Origin of the sequence: Undibacterium sp. CCC3.4 (assembly GCF_034347425.1) — a bacterium.
GTDB lineage: Bacteria > Pseudomonadota > Gammaproteobacteria > Burkholderiales > Burkholderiaceae_D > Undibacterium.
On the sequence record NZ_CP133779.1, the window covers coordinates 1,264,057 to 1,281,980 of the forward strand.

Here is a 17,924-nt window from a genome sequence, read left to right on the forward strand (position 1 = left end):
GCCTGTCAACTTCGGTTGACAGGCTTTTTTTTCAGCCTACGGCGTCGCTGATTTTTCTACTCAGACTCAGCGCAGCGACAACTGACTGACGATTTCATACGAGCGCAGTCGCATTGCGTGATCAAAAATATTGGAAGTAATCATCAATTCATCGGCACCGGTGCTGTCGATAAAATTTTGCATTTGTTTTTCGACCGTGGCAGCACTACCAATGGCTGAGCAAGCGAGGATTTGTTCCAGCAGACCGCGTTCGGCTTGGCCTAGCTGTTGCATAAAGCCGGCTACCGGTGGCGGCAAGGGGCCGGGACGGCCGCTACGTAAGTTGAGAAAAGCTTGCTGCGCAGATGTGGCGTGAAACTGCGCCTGTTCATCTGTTTCGGCTGCAAAAACATTAAATCCTAGCATTACATATGGTTTCGCGAGATAAGCCGAGGCTTGGAAACGCGTGCGATAGAGTTCGATGGCGGCCATCATTTGTTGTGGTGCGAAATGCGAAGCGAAGGCATAGGGCAAGCCGAATTCGGCGGCCAGTTGCGCGCCGAACAGGCTCGAACCGAGTATCCATACCGGTACTGCCAAACCCTGTCCTGGCACGGCCCGAACCGAGAGTCTGGCGTCGTCGGCGAAGTAAGCGAGTAATTCGGCCACGTCTTGCGGGAATTCATCAGCGTCACTGTTTAAATTGCGGCGCAGCGCACGTGCAGTGCGTTGGTCGGATCCAGGTGCGCGGCCGAGGCCGAGGTCTATGCGCCCGGGAAAGAGTGATTCCAGCGTGCCGAATTGTTCGGCGATCACTAAAGGTGCATGGTTGGGTAGCATGATGCCGCCGGCACCGACGCGTATGCGCTTGGTGCCGCCGGCAATATGCGCGATCAGCACGGCCGTGGCGGCGCTGGCGATGCCGGGCATGCCATGGTGTTCGGCCAACCAGTAGCGCCGGTAGTCCCAATTCTCAGCGTGTTGCGCTAGGGATAATGAATTGCGAAATGACTGCGCCGCCGTACTGCCTGCCGCGATCGGAGATAAATCGAGTACCGAGAGATGTGCCATTTGACGCCTGCCTGACTAGTCTGTGCGCGAAATAAGAAACTGCCGGGTAGCGCGCATTGTATCCCTACCCTGCTCTATTATGCGACAGTTCCGCTGCGGGGGTTTGCCGACCGGAATTGATGAGGCTGGCATGACGAGGTCCTCGGCAGTAAAATAGGCGGCATGGGCATACCTGATTAGAAAACTTTTTTTTAAAGGACTACGATGTTCACCCCTATTTCTCACGGCATCAACACAAGCACAACAGCCACTAAGGCGCATACTGAGCAGCAAGACGGTCTGGTCAGCTCGGCACTGGTAGTTGAACTCAAACAAGTCAGCACTTCAGCGCTGCTACCAACAGCAGCTGCACCAGCGCTGCAAAGCCTGAACCTGGCCGATCGCACCAGCATCTCTATGCGCTTCGCGCGGCTCAGCGTGACGCAGCCAGCAGCATCTCAGGATGCTGACTGAGAAAATAATTCGGCGTTCGTCAAACACAGGATATTGTTGCCATCAAGGGCAGATGTATGGTCTTTTTCCCATGCTTCATCGTACTGGTACGCAATGCTATCAGTGATTATTTCGTACTTGCTGCCAAACAAAAATGCCCTTTTTTTAAGACTGTTTTTCAGTGCTGCGCACGAGTGAACTTAACTAAAAATTAATGCTCCTATTGGTTCCGGAGCACTATCCGGCCATGCGTTTCACCATCCCTGTTAAGGAGTTTTAATGAAAAAAAATATCGTGCTCGGCATCTTGTTAATGGCTGGTGTTCCGATGTTAGCCGCAGCGGCGGTCAGCCTTCCTCGCAACATCGAGGTCGAATTGCGCAATCCGCGCGGTACGCCGGGCTTACCGGCTGATTTGACCGAGATCACCGGCGCCATTGTCTGTGCCAGTAAGGTGTTTGCGCTTGAGGCCAGTCAGTTCAATTTCAATATCAACCGCGCGTCCCTGCCGGTGATTGCCGATGAACGTTGTACGGTGATGTTGAGCAGCATGACACTGAAAGTGCGCGGTAGCACAAGCTTGATTACCTATCGCGCCAGCGATAAGCCCTTGCTGTTGCCACTGCGATCGCTGAGCCAGCGTGGTAGTGCGCAGCAACCTTTGCTGGCACCGGAAGACAGCGCGGTCAGCATCGATTTGCAATCGACCGTGCCGGGCTTCCCGGCCCAGTTGTGGATTGCCGCGATTGCCGCACCGGGCATGCGTGCTATCGTCGGGCTGGATTTTTCGCGCACGCAGGCGATCAGTAATGTGATGCCTTGATAAAAAAAATCCCCGACACCGTAAGCTGCCGGGGATTTGCATACTGATACAGTCTTTATGCCAGTTGTCGCAGTTCGCGCAAAGCCACCGAGACCGGTGCCAGATCGGCCGCTTGGGCGCTGATCAGCGCCAGCAAACCGGTCAGGCGCTCCACCACGGCCGCATTGCGCTCATGCCAAGCACTCAGTTCTTCCTGCCGCGATAACAAACCACGCGTGATTTGAGTAGCGATCGAATACACATCGTCACGCGCACTGCCACGCGCCTGGGTTTGCCACAGTGTTTCGGTTGGCAAGCGATTGATTTGACTGCGCCAGCCACTCAAGCCGAGCGCATCGTCGACCCCAAAATAGCTGCGGGCGACTTGTTCGAGATTGCTGCCGGTAAGCGCGGCCAGATCGACCAGATCGAGCGCCGGGAACAGGTACTCGAGCGCGCTGAGGTTTTGCGCCAAACTGGTTTCAACACCGGCGGCGGCAAGCGTCGCGGCGTCGTTCTGCCAAGCCGTGTAGGCGGCCGGCGGTAACCAATCATTCAATTGCGAACGCAATTCGCGCGCCGCCGGTTGGTAGCGCTGAATCAGGGTCGGCAGATCGCTGCTCTGTGCACGGATGCGCAACATCCAACGTGAAGCACGTTGGGTGATGGCGATCAGCTTGCTCAGTAAATCGAGCTGTAAGGTGGCGTCGACGACGTAGTCGAGCACATCGATCTGATCCCATAATACTTCGAGGTCGAAAATTTCACGCGCCAAGGTGAAGGCACGGATCACATCGGCCGCGCCGGCCGCCGCTTCGGTGGCGATGAAATTGACGAAGGTCGCGCCAACCCGATTGAGCACGGTGTTGGTGATGTAGGTGGCGACGATTTCACGCTTCAGGGGATGGACGGCAATCGCGGCCGGAAAGCGTTCGGACAAAACCTGCGGGAAATAGGCTTTGAGAGCACTGCTGAAGAACGGGTCATCCGGCAGATTGCTGGCCACCAAATCGTCGAATACCGACATTTTGGCGTACGCGAGCACGACTGCGCCTTCCGGTGCGGTCAAGCCCTGTTTGCGGCCCTTGCGGTGGAAAATTTCGTCATCGCTAGGCAGGTATTCGATGGCGCGATTAAGGCGGCCCTGCTTTTCCAAGGATTGCATCAAGCGTTGCTGACCATCGAGTACATACAGAGGACGGTGGACGGCGATGTCGAGTGCCTGCGACTGATAGTAATTATCGGTCAGCACCAGATGACCGACTTCGTCGGTCATCGAGGCGAGCAAATCATTGCGCTGTTTGAGCGTGAGGTCACCAGCTTCGACGATGGCACCGAGCAGAATTTTAATATTGACTTCATGATCGGAGCAATCGACCCCGGCGGAATTGTCGATCGCATCGGTATAGATGCGCCCGCCTTTTTGGGCGAATTCGATGCGACCGTTTTGGGTACAGCCGAGGTTACCGCCTTCAGCCAGCACTTTGCAACGCAAGTCATTGCCATTGACACGGAACGCGTCGCCGGCTTTATCTCCAACTTGGGCATGGCTTTCGAAGGTGGCTTTGACGTAGGTGCCAATGCCGCCGTTGTAGAGCAGATCGACCGGTGCTTGTAAAATTACGCGTAACAATTCTACTGGCGTGAGTTCGGCCTGGCTGATGCCGAGTACGGCGCGGGCCTGCTCGCTGAGTTTGATCGATTTGGCGCCGCGCAGATACACGCCACCGCCGGCTGAAATCAGGCTCTTGTCGTAGTCATCCCAGCTCGAACGCGGCAAATTGAACAAGCGTTGACGCTCGGCGAATGAAGCGGCGGCATCGGGCGAGGGATCGATGAAGATGTGTCGATGATCGAAGGCCGCCACCAGTTCGATATGCTCTGACAGCAGCATGCCGTTGCCGAACACATCGCCCGACATGTCGCCGATACCAGCGACGCTGAAGGCCGTCTCTTGGGTGTTCACGCCAACGGAGCGGAAATGGCGTTTCACCGATTCCCAGGCACCGCGGGCGGTGATGCCCATTTTTTTATGGTCATAACCAACCGAACCGCCGGAAGCGAAGGCGTCACCAAGCCAGAAACCGTAGTCGGCCGATACGCTGTTGGCGATATCGGAGAAGGTCGCCGTGCCTTTGTCGGCCGCTACCACCAGATACGGATCATCGGCATCATGGCGCACCACCTGGGCTGGCGCGACGATGCTGCCTTTGACGATGTTGTCGGTGATGTCGAGCAGACCGGAGAGGAAGATCTTGTAGCAGGCAATGCCTTCGGCTTGAAAGGCTTCGCGCTCAGTCGCAGGCGGCGCATTTTTAAGCACGAAGCCACCTTTCGAACCGACTGGCACGATAACGGTGTTTTTAACTTGCTGAGCCTTGACCAAGCCCAGCACTTCGGTACGAAAATCTTCGCGCCGATCAGACCAGCGCAAGCCCCCGCGCGCGACCTTACCGCCACGTAAATGGACCCCTTCGACGCGTGGTGAATACACCCAAATTTCAAACAAGGGTTTCGGTTCCGGCACGCCCGGCACTTCGCGCGGGTTGAGCTTGAAACTCATGTAGGGTTTGAACGCACCGCTGGCATCGGTTTGCCACAAATTGGTACGCAGGGTCGCCATGATGGTGGCAAAAAATTGCCGCAAAATGCGATCTTCGTCGAGGCTGGCGACCTGCGCCAGTTGGGCTTCGAGTTGTTGAGCGATGTGTTGCTGCGCCGAGGCGCGGTCGCCGGCAAAGTCGGGTTTGAAACGGGCACCAAACAGTTCGGCAATCAATTGCGTGATGCCGGCATTTTTGTTCAAGGCCGTTTCGATATAGCTTTGGCTGTATGCGAAACCGAGTTGTTTGAAATAACGCGAACAGGCACGTAACACTGCAATCGAGCGCGCATCGAGCGCGGTATTGAGCACCAGACGGTTGAGATCGTCACTCTCGACTTCGCCGCGCCAGGCTTGCGAAAACAAGGTTTCAAAGCGCGCCTTGATAGCGGCCAAATCACTTTTCGGCGGCAATTGCAAACCGAGATCATGGATCCACAGTGGTTCGCTGCCAGCGGTGATTTGATACGGATGCTCGTCGAGCACGCGCGCGCCCATATGTTCAAGGACCGGCAAAGAATCGGATAAGGCAACTTTGCTGGTATTGTAGATTTTAAAGCGCAGCATGCCGGCATCGGCATCGAGCGGACGATACAGCTTGACGACCATGGGCGCAGTGGCACACAGACCGGCCAGCATTTCGGCATCTTCGGCCCCGACCAGGGCGGAAAAATCTTCGCGGTAGGCGGTTGGAAAGGCGTTGGCGAAGCGGTGTGCCAAGGCCAGACCCAGACCTTCGCCATGGGTGCGCAGCAGTTCGGTGGTGCAGTCATCTTCCCAACGCTGCGCCAGTCTGGCGACGCGCGCTTCGAGCGCGGCCAAATTGATATTTTGCGGCGCCCGTTCTTTGGCGCGTACTTGGTAGTGAATTCGCGCCAGCGGGCTGTCGGTCAGCATGGGGGTGAATTCTATCGATTCGCCGTTCAAGGCTATCATCAGTTCATTGCTGACTTTGACGCGCAATTCGGTGTTGTAACGGTCACGCGGCACGAACACTTGGGCCGAGGTGAAGCGACCGAAGGGATCACGCCGCAGGAACAAGCGAGTCCGCTGACGCTCTTGCAAACGCAAGATGCCGATGGCATGCTCGGTCAGGGTGGCGGTGTCGATCTGGAATAATTCGTCGCGCGGGTAATCGTCGAGAATCGCTTGCAAGGCCTTGGCGGCATGACTTTGCGGGACCACGCCGGCACTGGCCATGACGGCGGCAACGCGTTGCCGTACTTGGGGAATTTGGTCGACCGGTGCCGCATAAGCGGCTGAGGTGTAGAGCCCCATGAAGCGCGATTCACCGATGACTTTGCCGCTGTCATCATAGCGTTTAATAGCGACATAATCGAGCCAGGCCGGACGGTGTACGGTGGAACGCGTCATCGCCTTGGTGACTAACACGGTTTCATCCGATTCCATGATGGCCAGTACTTCCGGTGGCAAATGGGCCATGCTGGTTTGTACTTTGCCACGCAAAATACCAAGACCTGATTCGGCAATCGCGACCAGACTGACATGCTCGCCATCGCGTTTGAGATCGTAGTCACGCGCACCGAGGAAGGTGAAATGGCGGTCTTCCAGCCAACGCAGGAAGGCCACACCTTCATTGCCGCATTCGGCCGGCGCATGGGTTTCACAGGCGCTGCAGACGCTGTGCACGCGTTCTAGCATGGCCGGCCAGTCGGCCACGGCACTCGATACGTCGACTAACACTTGATGCAGTTCTGCGGCCAAGGCTTGCTGATCTGTCAGGTTGACGATGCGGTCGCATTCGACCATGATCAGCGATTCCACCGGGTCATGGCGACCGGCGCTTTTTGCTGCGGCAACCGTGCTGACTGCGGCGATGTCACCACCGGCCTTGCGACTCACGCTCATGAGCGGATGCACGATCCAATGCGCGGTGCGGCCGCTGCGGTTGATCGCCATGGTGACCGAATCAACCAGGAAAGGCATGTTTTCATTGACGATCTGTACCACCGTGTGTTCGCTGACAAAACCGTCTTCAGCCAGGGTGGGATTGAACACGCGGATGCGGGCACTGCCAGCAGTACCGGCGGCATCGAGCAAACGCCAGTGAGCATTGGCTTGGGCAAACAGGGTCGCCGGGCCGCGCGCGATGATTTCATCGGGATCAGTATGGTCGAAATAAGTAGAAAGAAAACTACCTTGGCGTTCGGCTGCGGGGCCAGGGTGAGCTTGCGCGTAAGCGAGTAGCTCGGCGAAGTGCGTGATGGTCATGCGTTCTCCTATGTGTGTGTGAAGAGACGAGAAATCGGTTTTGCAAGATTGTTGCCGTTCAGGCTAAGGTCTCCTTAGGCAGTATCCTCTAATTCCTCTCTGCCAACAAATACCTGTGCGTTTTTTTGACAAACGACTTAGTCGGCTTGACCTCAGCGCGCTTTCTGAGACTCGCCGCGGATGAACAAAACCCGCACTGCAGATGCTGCAGCGCGGGTTTTTGCCGAATGTCAGGCGCGGCTTATTTTAAAAGTCGTATTCGTAACTGGTCGATAAATACAAGCCATTACCACGCATGGAAGAGAGGCCAAGGAAGCTGAAATTGCCACTGGCATTCAGGTCCGTGACCGCGGGGAACGCTACCAAAGCCACATCGGGGAACACATTCAAACTCGCACTCACGCCTGGCAACAGCGGCTTGCTGCTGGCGCTGCCGCTGACGACCGCACCGGTTTTGCTGGTCAAAATCTGTATCGTTGCGCCGGTCACAGCGGGGACGCCGTCGCGCCCGGTCCAGCTGACCGGAAAACTGGCACCACCGGCAAAAGCACTGGCACTGCTCGGTTTGAGCATAGCTAATGTCGCGGCCGAAGCATCTTGCCAGCGATAGCTACGCAGGCTGGTCGGTGTCGCCGGTGCACTTTGGGTCAGCACTTCGTAGTTGTGGCTCGGTACCGTTTTTACGCCACCCTGATAGGTGCGGATATGGTAGACGCTGAACGGTTTGATGCTCGCAAGCTGTGCGTCAGTGAGCAGTGGAGTAAGCCAATTGACCCCGGTCGGCGCAATGAACTGGCTTTGTTTGGCAGGATCGATGGCCACCCCGGCGAAGCGGAATTTATTGGCACAATTGGCCCGTGCTTTGATACGAGTCGCCGCTACCGTGGCGTCATCGCCGCTGATATCGGTGGCCAGCAATTGCCCGCTCAAATTGAGGGTACTGCAGACACCGCTCGATGGTCGCAACAGCATGCCGGCGGCCGGCAAGCCGGGACCGGTGACGATCGCGAAGTCGACCGCCGTACCACTTTTATCGGCCACGCCTATATCGAGCTGCAATTCCGCCGTGTAAGCATCGGTACCGGTAGTCGCATTGGCCGGGTTGAGCCAAATCCGCCGCGTTGCATACTGGCGTACCCGACTGAGCAGGGTGCGCTGATTGCCGACCAAACGCCAGCCTGATTCGCTGGTGCTCGGGGCGGTCACGATTTGGGCGACGGTATCGAGGCTGCCGAACAAACCATCGGAACGCACCCAGGTGAAATTGAGCCAGACTTTGTTAACATTGCCTTGGCTATCGGTGCTGTTGACACGGATGATCTGCGGCAGACTGAATACGGCATTATCCATCCCTGCATCGTTGATCAAGCTGCTGAACTGTGCGCTGCCGCTGCTGCCGCCGGCTAAATACGCCGACGGTACGCCGGCCAGTAAGGGGGCAGTCACATCGTCAACCAGTAAGCCGCCGCAATTGGCACTTTTACTGTTGCGCACCGCCACCATACTGCTGAAGCAATTTTTCAATGCAAGTTGCAAATTCGCGAGGCTTGCGGCGCTGAATGATTTTTTGGTCAAATCGACCGACACGCCACCTACCGTGGCCGTAACCGGCAATTGGGTTTTATCGCCGGTCGCGACTTGAGCCGGCGTTTGATTGACAAAGATCTGTAATTGCTTGGGCGTGTCATCGGCAGAACCGGCCATGGTCGAAATCGTGATACTGCCGCCACTGACGTCGAGATGGATGGCATCGAGCAGGGTATCTTGGGCACTGTTTCCTGCCACCAGTTTGCCCGATACCAGATCGGCACCTTGGTTGCCAGTTGCCGTCATCAAATCGCCGAGTAGCGTTTGATAGGCTTTTTTGGCATCATCGAAAGCGCTGGGATTGCTTTTTAAAATGGCTTGGAAATTGGCGAAATCGAGTCCGGCCGGATCGGCATTGGCGGTCGTGGCGACGATGGCATTCGTAATCGGTGTGATGTTGGTGGTGCCGGCAGTGCTGGTCGAGGCACTGCTCAATTGTACCGTGGTGCCATTCGAGACGCCGCTGACAGTGAGTAAAAATGGGGCGACGAGGCCGGTGGTATCACAGACAAAGGCGGCGCTGCTGGCGTCGGTGATGCTGCAGGCTTTGCTGCCGGCGGCGCTGGTCAGGGTGACGCTGGCATTGAGTATCGCCGCGCCGGTGGCCGCTACGCCGCTGATGCTGGTCGAAACGGGTGGTATCACCACGGGCGGTACCACGGCGACCCCCGAAGTACTGGTGGTCGAGCTACTGCCACCACCGCAAGCCGATAACAGTGCAGCGAGCACAACAGGAACAAGGATTGTTTGGTTTTTCATCAGACACTTTCACAGTATGAACTGGCGACAAGTAGAAAAAGCGATGGGTCGCGAATCAAATCGACGCGGCCCAAGCTTCTCATTTTAGTAAACAAGTTCACTGGAAAGAAATGCCATAAAAACAATACTCGTGTATTTAATACATTTTGGTGCTTTTATGCAACATTCATTCTCATTTATCATGCAAGGAACACGCTTGTACAGTTGCTCCAAAAAAATTCTTTTGCAGTTGAAAGGCTTGCAAAATTCTTTGTCGCCCAGCTTCGTCGTCCGGTAAGGCAAACACGACTTTCAAAAATTTTACCGCCGGCGCGGCGCGACTGCTGCCGATATCGTGCGCCAGCAAATCCTGTTCGAGTAAGCTCATGACCGTCGGGCCTGGGGGGCTCTCGCTGCTGCGCATCTGCGCCAACACGTCGGCTTCGCTGATAAACACCGCTTCATGCAAGCCCTGAAATTTTTTAACCCCGCCGATATTGACGGCAATGCCGCCGGTAATTTCAAATTCAGTCGCCGAGACTCGTTCGTAGTGGAAGGCTTCCCAGCCAGGCACGCCGCGTTTGCGTTGTGCTACTTCGGCCATGGCAGCAGCAGCGGTACCGCCACCGTTAATCATACCGACCGGCAACATTTCAGCCAGACTGTCGGGGATGGGGGGATGCTCGCTCATAGCTGCAGCTTTCAGTAGGGAATGATAGCTGCTATTGTAGCCCCTACGCGCTGTAACGGCAGTGCTGACTGAGGGCGAAGCGACTGCAACACCGCGCAAGCGCGGGCCGCAGGAACTTTCCAGCAAGTTTCAGGTCTGAATCAAACGAAAAAAATGCCTACATTTCTCGTAACGGCAATCAAATTGACTGACTGCTAGCAAGAATGCCCTGATCAAAGGTAGAATTCAGCGTCATTTAATTTGTAAACCTGCCCGCAAACAGTAAGCCGCGGGCGCAATGATAACTGTCCGCTCTACAGCGTTTCAACTTTAAGGAAAATTTCATGTCGATCAAATCCCGCGTGGTATTGGGTAGTGCCGTGGCCTTGTTCGTGCTCAGCGCTTGCAATGATAAAGATAAAGCAGCCTCAGCACCGGCAGCGGCAAGCACCGCAGCTGCCACGGCGACTGAGACAAAAGAAGTGGCAGCTGCCACCGTCAATGGCACCGCCATCAGCAAAAAGCAGCTGGACCAAATCATGCAGCAACAAGCTGCCCAAGGTATGCCGGATAATCCGGAAACCCGCAAAATGGTGATCGATAATCTGGCGATGCAAATTTTAGTCGCGCAAGAAGCGGCCACCAAGGGTCTCGATAAGGCACCGGAAGTCAAAGAGCAACTGGAAATGGCGCGTTTGTCGATTCTGGCGAATTCCTTCGTTAAAGACTACATGAAAACGGCCGTTGTCAGCGACGAAGCACTCAAGGCTGAATACGAAAAATTCAAAGCGGCTCAAAGCGGCAATGAGTACAAAGCACGTCACATCTTGGTCGCCACCGAAGAAGAAGCCAAAGCGATTATCGCTAAGCTGAAAAAAGATCCGAAGGCATTCGAGGCTTTGGCTAAATCGAAATCCAAAGATCCTGGTTCGAAAGACAAAGGCGGCGACCTCGGCTGGTTCAATGCTAAAAATATGGTGCCGGAATTCGGTAATGCCGTGGCCAAATTGAGCAAAGGTCAAATGACTGAAGAACCGGTGAAATCGCAATTCGGTTTCCACGTCATCACCCTTGATGATACTCGTCCATTGGCGGTACCGCCGCTGGAAGAAGTCAAAGCCGGCATGTCTCAGCAGTTGCAACAGCAAAACCTGAAGAAAATGCTCGATGATTTGAAAGCCAAAGCGAAGATAGAAATTACCGCGCCACCAGCTGCAGTTGTAGCACCGGCCGCCGCTTCTGCGGCTGCTGCGCCTGCGGCATCAGCAGCACCTGCGGCCGCTTCGGCAGCGCAGAAATAAGCAGTCCCCCGACCGGGCCCGCGTGCGGGCCCGGTTATCTGTACCCCGACTCCGCCTCGGACTGGGTCCTCCTCCGCAGGCATGCGTCATCGATGTGTCGCCATTTCCTACGGAACTCCATGCCCTCTCCCACCAAACCATGCTTTCCCGCCTTCGATGCGCGCGCCGACCGGCTCGATTTGCGCGATCGTCAGTATGCCCCCGGCTTGCGTGCCCTGCCCGGCGCTTTTCCCGATGCACTATGGATGAGTCAGAACATGCCGGCGTATTTAGCCGCCGGCCTGGTGCTCAATCAGGGTGCGGATGGTGCTTGCACCGGCTTCGGTTTGGCCGCGGTAATCAATTTATTATATTGGCGTCTCAATCCAGCGCAACCGCCCTGCAGCCCGCGCATGCTCTACCATTTGGCCAAGTTTTATGATGAGTGGCCGGGCGAAGACTATTCCGGTTCCAGCTGTCGTGGTGCCCTCAAGGGCTGGCATAAACATGGCGTCTGTCAAAGCCAGTTATGGCCCTACACGATCGCGCGCAACGGCAGCGCACCGAACTGGGAAAGTGCACGCCCCGGCTGGGAAGCCGATGCCGAGAGCCGTCCGCTGGGCAGCTATTACCGTATCGACAAAAACAGCATCAGCGATATACAGGCGGCGATCGTCGAGGCCGGTGCCGTGTATGTGTCAGGCAATGCCCACAGCGGCTGGGGTCTGCACCAATTCAAAGCCGATACCAGTGCGCCGCTACTCAGTCTCGAGCAATTACCGCTTATCCGCATCGAAGAGAAATCGATAGGCGGACATGCCTTTGCTTTCATCGGTTACACGGCCGACGGTTTCGTACTGCAAAATTCTTGGGGCCGTGACTGGGCGTATCAAGGCCTGGCGATACTCAGTTATGCCGACTGGCTGGCTTCGGCCACCGATGCCTGGGCGGTCGGACTCGGTGTGCCGGAGCGACATCTCGACAGCGCCAACGAAGACGCTGGCCCGAATGATGGCGTGCCGGCTTTGCGCCGACAAAGCTTACAAGCCTATGCACGTGCGCGCAGCAAGCGACGCGGGGCGCTCAACACCGATCAGGCATATGCGCAGACCGTGGTGATCGATAATAATGGCGCGGCCGTTCAAAGGCTACTGGCATTTGCCGATGCTGCCGCCGCCACCCGCCATATCGCTCACACTGCGCCCTTGGCCTGGTACCGACAACAAGCGCAAGCGACACCGCTGCGGCTGGTGCTGTATGCACTCGGCGGCTTGGGCGATGAAGCAAGTTCGCTCGACGATGTCGCGCGTTTGGCACCGTATTTTCTGGCCAACGGCATGTATCCGCTGTTCCTGTGTCCGCTCAATGGTTTGAGCGATGCGATTGTGTCGCTGTTGCGCGCCGAATTCGGCAGCGACACGCCGCCGCACTCAGTGGCGGAACGTCAAGCGCAAGACAGCAGTATCGAGGCCTATGCCGAAAGCAGCGGCGGCAAAGCCCTGTGGATACAAGTCAAACAAGCGGCACAACAAGCTGCGCTCAACGATACGCCGCCGCGCGCCTTGTATGCGCTGGCCAAAGCATTGCAGCAGTTGCAAAAAGATTGTGCCGGTAGTTTGGAAATCCATTTGATCGCGCATTCTGCCGGTGCCCATTTGTGCGGCTGGCTGCTCGACTTGCTCAAATTTTCAGCACCGAAAACCTGTACCCTGTATGCCCCGGCCTGCAGCATAGCCTTCGCCAATCAACACTTTTTACCAGCGCTGATCAGCGGCACACTGGCGCGTGAAAATTTCCATCTGCATGTGCTCGCCGATACGCTGGAGCAGCACGATGAAGTCGCTGGGCTCTACCATCAATCATGGTTGTATCTGATCGCACGCAGCTTGGAAAACCGCCACAAAACCCCCTTGCTAGGCATGGCTTGCAGTGTCGATGCCGATTTTCTGAGCGCGCTCGGCGGCCACCCGGCACAATGGAATCACAGCGAATTGGCGGCACTGCGCAAGTGGCAGCACCATTACTGGGATGGTAAAACCGTACGCGGCTTTGCGACTGGGAGTAAGCCGCTCAGTCGTGCCCACAGCAGTACCCTGCATGTGCAGCAACAAGCCATTGTCAACAGCGGCCACCATACGCTGCGCGCCAGCCATACCAGCTTCGATCGCGATATCCTCACCGTCACGGCGACGCTGCGCCGTATCGCCGGACTCAAAGCCAGCCAGCCACTACCCTGCCCGGTCGACGATTTGTCGTGACGAAAAAAAACCGCCGGCGTACTGCCGGCGGTTTTTTTTCAGCGAGCGACTTGTTAGCTCACTTATTTGCTCACTTATTTGCTCGGTTTGCGACGGGTAGTGCCACTGTCTTTATCAAACTTCGATGGACGGCCGTTGGAGAATTTACCGGCCGGTTTGCCGCCGGCTTTTTCCATCACACGACGGTCGCCGCCGGTTTGCTTGGCACCGGAAGGAAAGCCTTGCGCCACACCGCCACTCGACGGTTCGCCGGTGGCAGTGATTTTGATCTGCTTACCAGCGACCCACACGCCTTTGAGTTGCGTGAGCAATTCATCCGGCATACCAACCGGCAAGTCGAGCGTGCTGTAGGTATCAAAGATATCGATGCGGCCGATGTACTTGGCTTCCATACCGGCTTCGTTGGCGATCGCACCGACGATATTGGCTGGGGTCACCGTGTCGGCTTTACCGACTTCGATACGATAGGTTTGCATAGGCACGCTGACTTTCGGCTTGCCCTTGTCTTTTTTCGGCTTGGCCGACAATTCTTCCTGCTCTTCGCTGTCGGGCGTGCGCACGGCACGGTCGACCACTTGGTTCAGACGGCTGCTTGGCGCGGCATCGCTGCGGCTTGGACGCGGTGCCTCGCTGCGTGCTGGGCGTGCAGCGGCCGGAGCGGCGGCACCGGCGCGTTCGGCACTGATGCGCAGCGACTGACCGGCTACGCGTACTGATTTCAAATGGTCAAGCATGTCGGACGGTAAATTGTCCGGCAAATCGAGGATAGTGTAATCATCGTAAATATCGATGCGACCGATGAATTTGGATTCGATATTGGCTTCATTGGCAATCGCACCGACAATATTGCCCGGTTTGACACCATGCTCATGACCGACGGCGATGCGGTAAGTTTGCATGCCTGGTTCGGCCGAGCGCGGGCTGTGCTCACGGCGTACGCCACGTTCTTCCCGTTCAAAACTGCGTTGTGGACGGTCACCACGATCGCCACGATCGCCACGATCACTGCGTTCGACACGGGCCGGACGCTCATCGCGCCAGCTGTCGTCACCGCGGGTATCACGACGGTTTTTGTCGAGCAGCAGCGGTTCATCGCCGCGTGCCATTTTTGCCAATGCAGCGGCAATTTCAACCGCTGGAACATTTTGTTCGCGTTCGAAATCTTCGATCAAGGAAGTGAATTCTTCCAAGCCACCCTGTGCCAGCGTGGCCGTGATCTGATCCTTGAAACGGGCGATACGAACATCGTTAACCGTTTGGATAGTCGGCAATTCCAGCGGTGACACCGGTTGACGGGTAGCCCGTTCGATCGCCTTCAAGAGATTTTTTTCACGCGGCGTGATGAACAATATCGCCTCACCACTGCGACCGGCGCGGCCGGTACGACCGATACGGTGGGTATAGCTTTCCGGGTCCGATGGCACGTCATAGTTGATGACGTGGCTGATGCGCTCAACGTCGAGACCGCGCGCGGCGACGTCGGTGGCGACCAGAATATCGATCTTGCCGTCTTTGAGTTGTTGAATCGTGCGTTCGCGCTGCTGTTGGTTCAAATCGCCATTGATGGCGGCGACCGAGAAGCCACGGGCATTGAGTTTCGAAGCCAATTCTTCCGTACCGAGCTTGGTGCGCGAAAAAATAATCATGCCGTCGAAAGTTTCGGCTTCCAAAATGCGCGTCAAGGCGTCGAGCTTGTGCATGCCGCTGACGAGCCAATAACGCTGACGAATATTGTCGGCGGTACCGGTTTTGGCAGCGATCGTGACTTCGGCCGGCTGGTTCAAATAAGTCTGGGCGATGCGCTTGATGGCCGACGGCATGGTGGCCGAGAACAAGGCGGTTTGACGGCCTTCCGGTGTTTCTTGCAAAATGCGTTCGACATCGTCGATGAAACCCATGCGCAGCATTTCATCGGCTTCGTCGAGCACCAAGGTTTTGATTTTTGACAGATCGAGCGAACCTTTGTCAAGATGGTCAATCACCCGACCCGGAGTACCGACGACGACGTGTACACCACGGCGCAGCGCCGATAATTGTGGACCATAGCTTTGACCACCGTAAATAGGCAAAACGTGAAAGCCGGGGATGTGACGCGCATAGGTTTGAAACGCCTCAGCCACTTGGATAGCCAATTCACGCGTCGGTGCCAACACCAGCGCTTGTGGCGTGGTTTGGTTGATATCGATACGCGACAAAACCGGCAAGGCAAACGCCGCGGTCTTGCCGGTGCCGGTTTGCGCTTGGCCGAGAACGTCACGGTTAGCCAACAAAAGTGGGATGGTTTCGGCCTGGATAGGCGATGGGGTTTCATAACCGACGTCTTGCAAGGCGCGCAATAATGGCGCACTCAATTGCAAATCGGAAAAGGAAATCGGGGAAGTAGATTCAGACATGGCGATGCTCGCTCGTTCGCTCGAATCGCAGGATGCGACAAGATTTGGGGTGTAGTTTACTCTGTTGTCATGCGCAACGGGAGAAAGTCGGGCCCGGAGTGCGCAAAAATTAAGCAAAACGATTAATAGCGGTGGCAAATCATGTCGGAATACTACCTTCGCTGGCTATTTTTCCTTGTGATGAGCGTTTTTTTCCATTCGCGATCGCCGCATTTCATGCAAAGCCGCGCAAACCTTGCAAGCCGCCGGTATGGATCGCCAGCAGCCGCGTGCCGCGACGGAAATAGCCGGCGTGGCACAGCACATGCAGGGCATACAGCATTTTTCCGGTGTAGACCGGTTCGATCAGGATGCCGGTTTCGGCTTCGAAGCGCTGACAAAATGCCAGCAGCGCGGCGCTGGTTTTGGCGTAGCCGCCGTGGTGAAAAGTAGTTAGCAAGCGGTAGTTCGGATAGGCCGGATAGCCGGCTTCAAGTAGCAAGCGCGCCATTTCAGCATGCAAGTAATGGGCATTTTTTAATACCGCCACAGCGAGCACCGCACTGTGCCCCTGCAAACCGGCCAGCACGCCGGCCGTGGTCGCGCCGCTGCCGCAAGCCAGCGCCACCACCTCGGGCAAAAAACCGAGCTGGGCCTGGGTTTCTGCTACCAATTCGGCCACTCCATGCAGGGCCGCGGCACTGCTGCCGCCTTCCGGCAGCCAGTGGTAAGCACTGGCATCGGCCGGCACATGCCGACGCCAAGCCTCGGCCTCGGAGCGCAAAGCGCGGTAGCCGAGGCGATCGACGAAATGAATTTGCATGCCGAGGGCGCGACAATCATCGAGCATGGCGCTGTGCATGCCAGCTTGGCCGCGGATGAGTGCGCTCGACGCTAAGCCGGCCGCCGCCGCCGCATGGGCGAGCGCGTGGATGTGATTGGACCACAAGCCGCCCATGCTGACTAAATGAGCCGGCTGCCCGGCCAAGGCCTGCAGTGGAAACTTCAGCTTGCGGAACTTATTGCCCGACACCTGAGGATGTAATAAATCGTCGCGCTTGATCCACAATTGCAGTTGCGGGAACAGGCTACTGACGATGCGCTGGCAAGGTGAGGCAGCGGGAGCGGAGAAGAGCATGCGTTGACGGCTGACAAATGGTAAAGTCATATTGTACGCGCCGCATCGGCGTGGCAAATGGTTTATCCTGTAACCACGAATGGAGAGGACATGCCGGCAGATTCAGAGCAAGATCAGCCCTTGGTCAACGCCAGACAGCAGTTGTCGCTGTTAATCAAGCAAATCAAGGAAACCGGCCGGCAAGATAACTTGCTGCCGACGCTGGAAACCGTGCTCACGCAACTCGAGGGGCTGGCGCAGCACGATCATCTGACCGGGGCACTCAATCGGCGCACCCTGCTCAATATGCTCGATGGTGAACTGGCGCGCTCTTACCGCACCGGCCACACATTTTCCTTTGCCGTCATCAGTGTCGATGGTCTCGAACTGATTTTGGAACAACATGGTCAGGCCGTGGCGCGCACGGTACTGCAATTGCTGGGCAAAGAAGCCTTGACCATGCTGCGCACACTCGATTCTTTCGGCCGCGTGGCGGCCAATGAATTCGCGATTGTCATGCCGACCACTTGGCTCGAACAGAGCATGAAGGCGATCGCGCGCTTGAAACAACGCGTCGCCGCGCTCGATTGGGATAGCGTGGCAGCGGGACTGGTAATCACGTTTTCCACCGGGCTGACCACGAATGTCATCAAAGACACGCCGGAAACCATGCTACAACGAGCCAATACCGCGCTGGCTCAAGCCAAGTCCGGCGGGCCCGACCGTATCGTCGAAGCCGAAGCGCCGATGCCGCATTACGACCCGAACGCAGCCGACAACTGAGT

The 17,924-nt window shown here is 56.6% G+C and carries 11 protein-coding genes; 5 read left to right on the forward strand and 6 right to left on the reverse strand.

Annotated features, from left to right (window positions below; genetic code table 11):
* Positions 1-66: 66 nt before the first annotated feature.
* Positions 67-1,050 (reverse strand): LLM class flavin-dependent oxidoreductase, encoded by a 984-nt coding sequence (locus RHM61_RS05820; RefSeq protein ID WP_322250191.1) that lies wholly within the window; start codon positions 1,048-1,050, stop codon positions 67-69.
* A 204-nt stretch (positions 1,051-1,254) separates the two neighbouring features.
* Between RHM61_RS05820 and RHM61_RS05825 the strand changes: the two genes are divergently transcribed.
* Both RHM61_RS05825 and RHM61_RS05830 read left to right on the forward strand, forming a co-directional pair.
* Positions 1,255-1,503 (forward strand): hypothetical protein, encoded by a 249-nt coding sequence (locus RHM61_RS05825; protein WP_322250192.1) that lies wholly within the window; start codon positions 1,255-1,257, stop codon positions 1,501-1,503.
* A gap of 258 nt (positions 1,504-1,761) precedes the next feature.
* The gene (locus RHM61_RS05830; RefSeq protein ID WP_322250193.1) at positions 1,762-2,304 is read left to right on the forward strand and encodes a hypothetical protein; all 543 of its coding nucleotides are present in this window, start codon (positions 1,762-1,764) and stop codon (positions 2,302-2,304) included.
* A 55-nt stretch (positions 2,305-2,359) separates the two neighbouring features.
* Here RHM61_RS05830 and RHM61_RS05835 read toward each other — a convergent pair whose 3' ends face one another.
* The 3 genes from RHM61_RS05835 to RHM61_RS05845 all read right to left on the reverse strand — a co-directional run bounded on the left by RHM61_RS05835 (position 2,360) and on the right by RHM61_RS05845 (position 10,133).
* On the reverse strand, positions 2,360-7,117 hold the full coding sequence (locus tag RHM61_RS05835; RefSeq protein WP_322250194.1) for an NAD-glutamate dehydrogenase: 4,758 nt from the start codon (positions 7,115-7,117) through the stop codon (positions 2,360-2,362).
* Positions 7,118-7,363: 246 nt separating this feature from the next.
* Positions 7,364-9,463 (reverse strand): hypothetical protein, encoded by a 2,100-nt coding sequence (locus RHM61_RS05840; RefSeq protein WP_322250195.1) that lies wholly within the window; start codon positions 9,461-9,463, stop codon positions 7,364-7,366.
* A 172-nt stretch (positions 9,464-9,635) separates the two neighbouring features.
* The gene (locus RHM61_RS05845; protein WP_322250196.1) at positions 9,636-10,133 is read right to left on the reverse strand and encodes a hypothetical protein; all 498 of its coding nucleotides are present in this window, start codon (positions 10,131-10,133) and stop codon (positions 9,636-9,638) included.
* 323 nt (positions 10,134-10,456) lie between these two features.
* Here RHM61_RS05845 and RHM61_RS05850 point away from each other — a divergent pair, with 323 nt between their 5' ends.
* Both RHM61_RS05850 and RHM61_RS05855 read left to right on the forward strand, forming a co-directional pair.
* A complete protein-coding gene (locus tag RHM61_RS05850) occupies positions 10,457-11,413 on the forward strand; it encodes a peptidylprolyl isomerase (protein WP_322250197.1) in 957 nt (318 codons plus the stop codon).
* A 119-nt stretch (positions 11,414-11,532) separates the two neighbouring features.
* Positions 11,533-13,650 (forward strand): C1 family peptidase, encoded by a 2,118-nt coding sequence (locus RHM61_RS05855; protein WP_322250198.1) that lies wholly within the window; start codon positions 11,533-11,535, stop codon positions 13,648-13,650.
* Between the two features lie 74 nt (positions 13,651-13,724).
* On the opposite strand, the gene RHM61_RS05860 is transcribed toward RHM61_RS05855, so the two are convergent.
* Both RHM61_RS05860 and RHM61_RS05865 read right to left on the reverse strand, forming a co-directional pair.
* Positions 13,725-16,043: a DEAD/DEAH box helicase gene (locus RHM61_RS05860; protein WP_322250199.1), complete on the reverse strand. Its 2,319-nt coding sequence runs from the start codon at positions 16,041-16,043 to the stop codon at positions 13,725-13,727.
* A 214-nt stretch (positions 16,044-16,257) separates the two neighbouring features.
* The gene (locus tag RHM61_RS05865) at positions 16,258-17,190 is read right to left on the reverse strand and encodes a 1-aminocyclopropane-1-carboxylate deaminase/D-cysteine desulfhydrase (RefSeq protein WP_322250200.1); all 933 of its coding nucleotides are present in this window, start codon (positions 17,188-17,190) and stop codon (positions 16,258-16,260) included.
* Positions 17,191-17,250: 60 nt separating this feature from the next.
* On the opposite strand from RHM61_RS05865, the gene RHM61_RS05870 reads away from it, so the two are divergent.
* Positions 17,251-17,922, forward strand: a complete 672-nt coding sequence (locus tag RHM61_RS05870; RefSeq protein WP_322250201.1) for a GGDEF domain-containing protein — start codon at positions 17,251-17,253, stop codon at positions 17,920-17,922.
* The last annotated feature ends 2 nt before the right edge of the window (positions 17,923-17,924 follow it).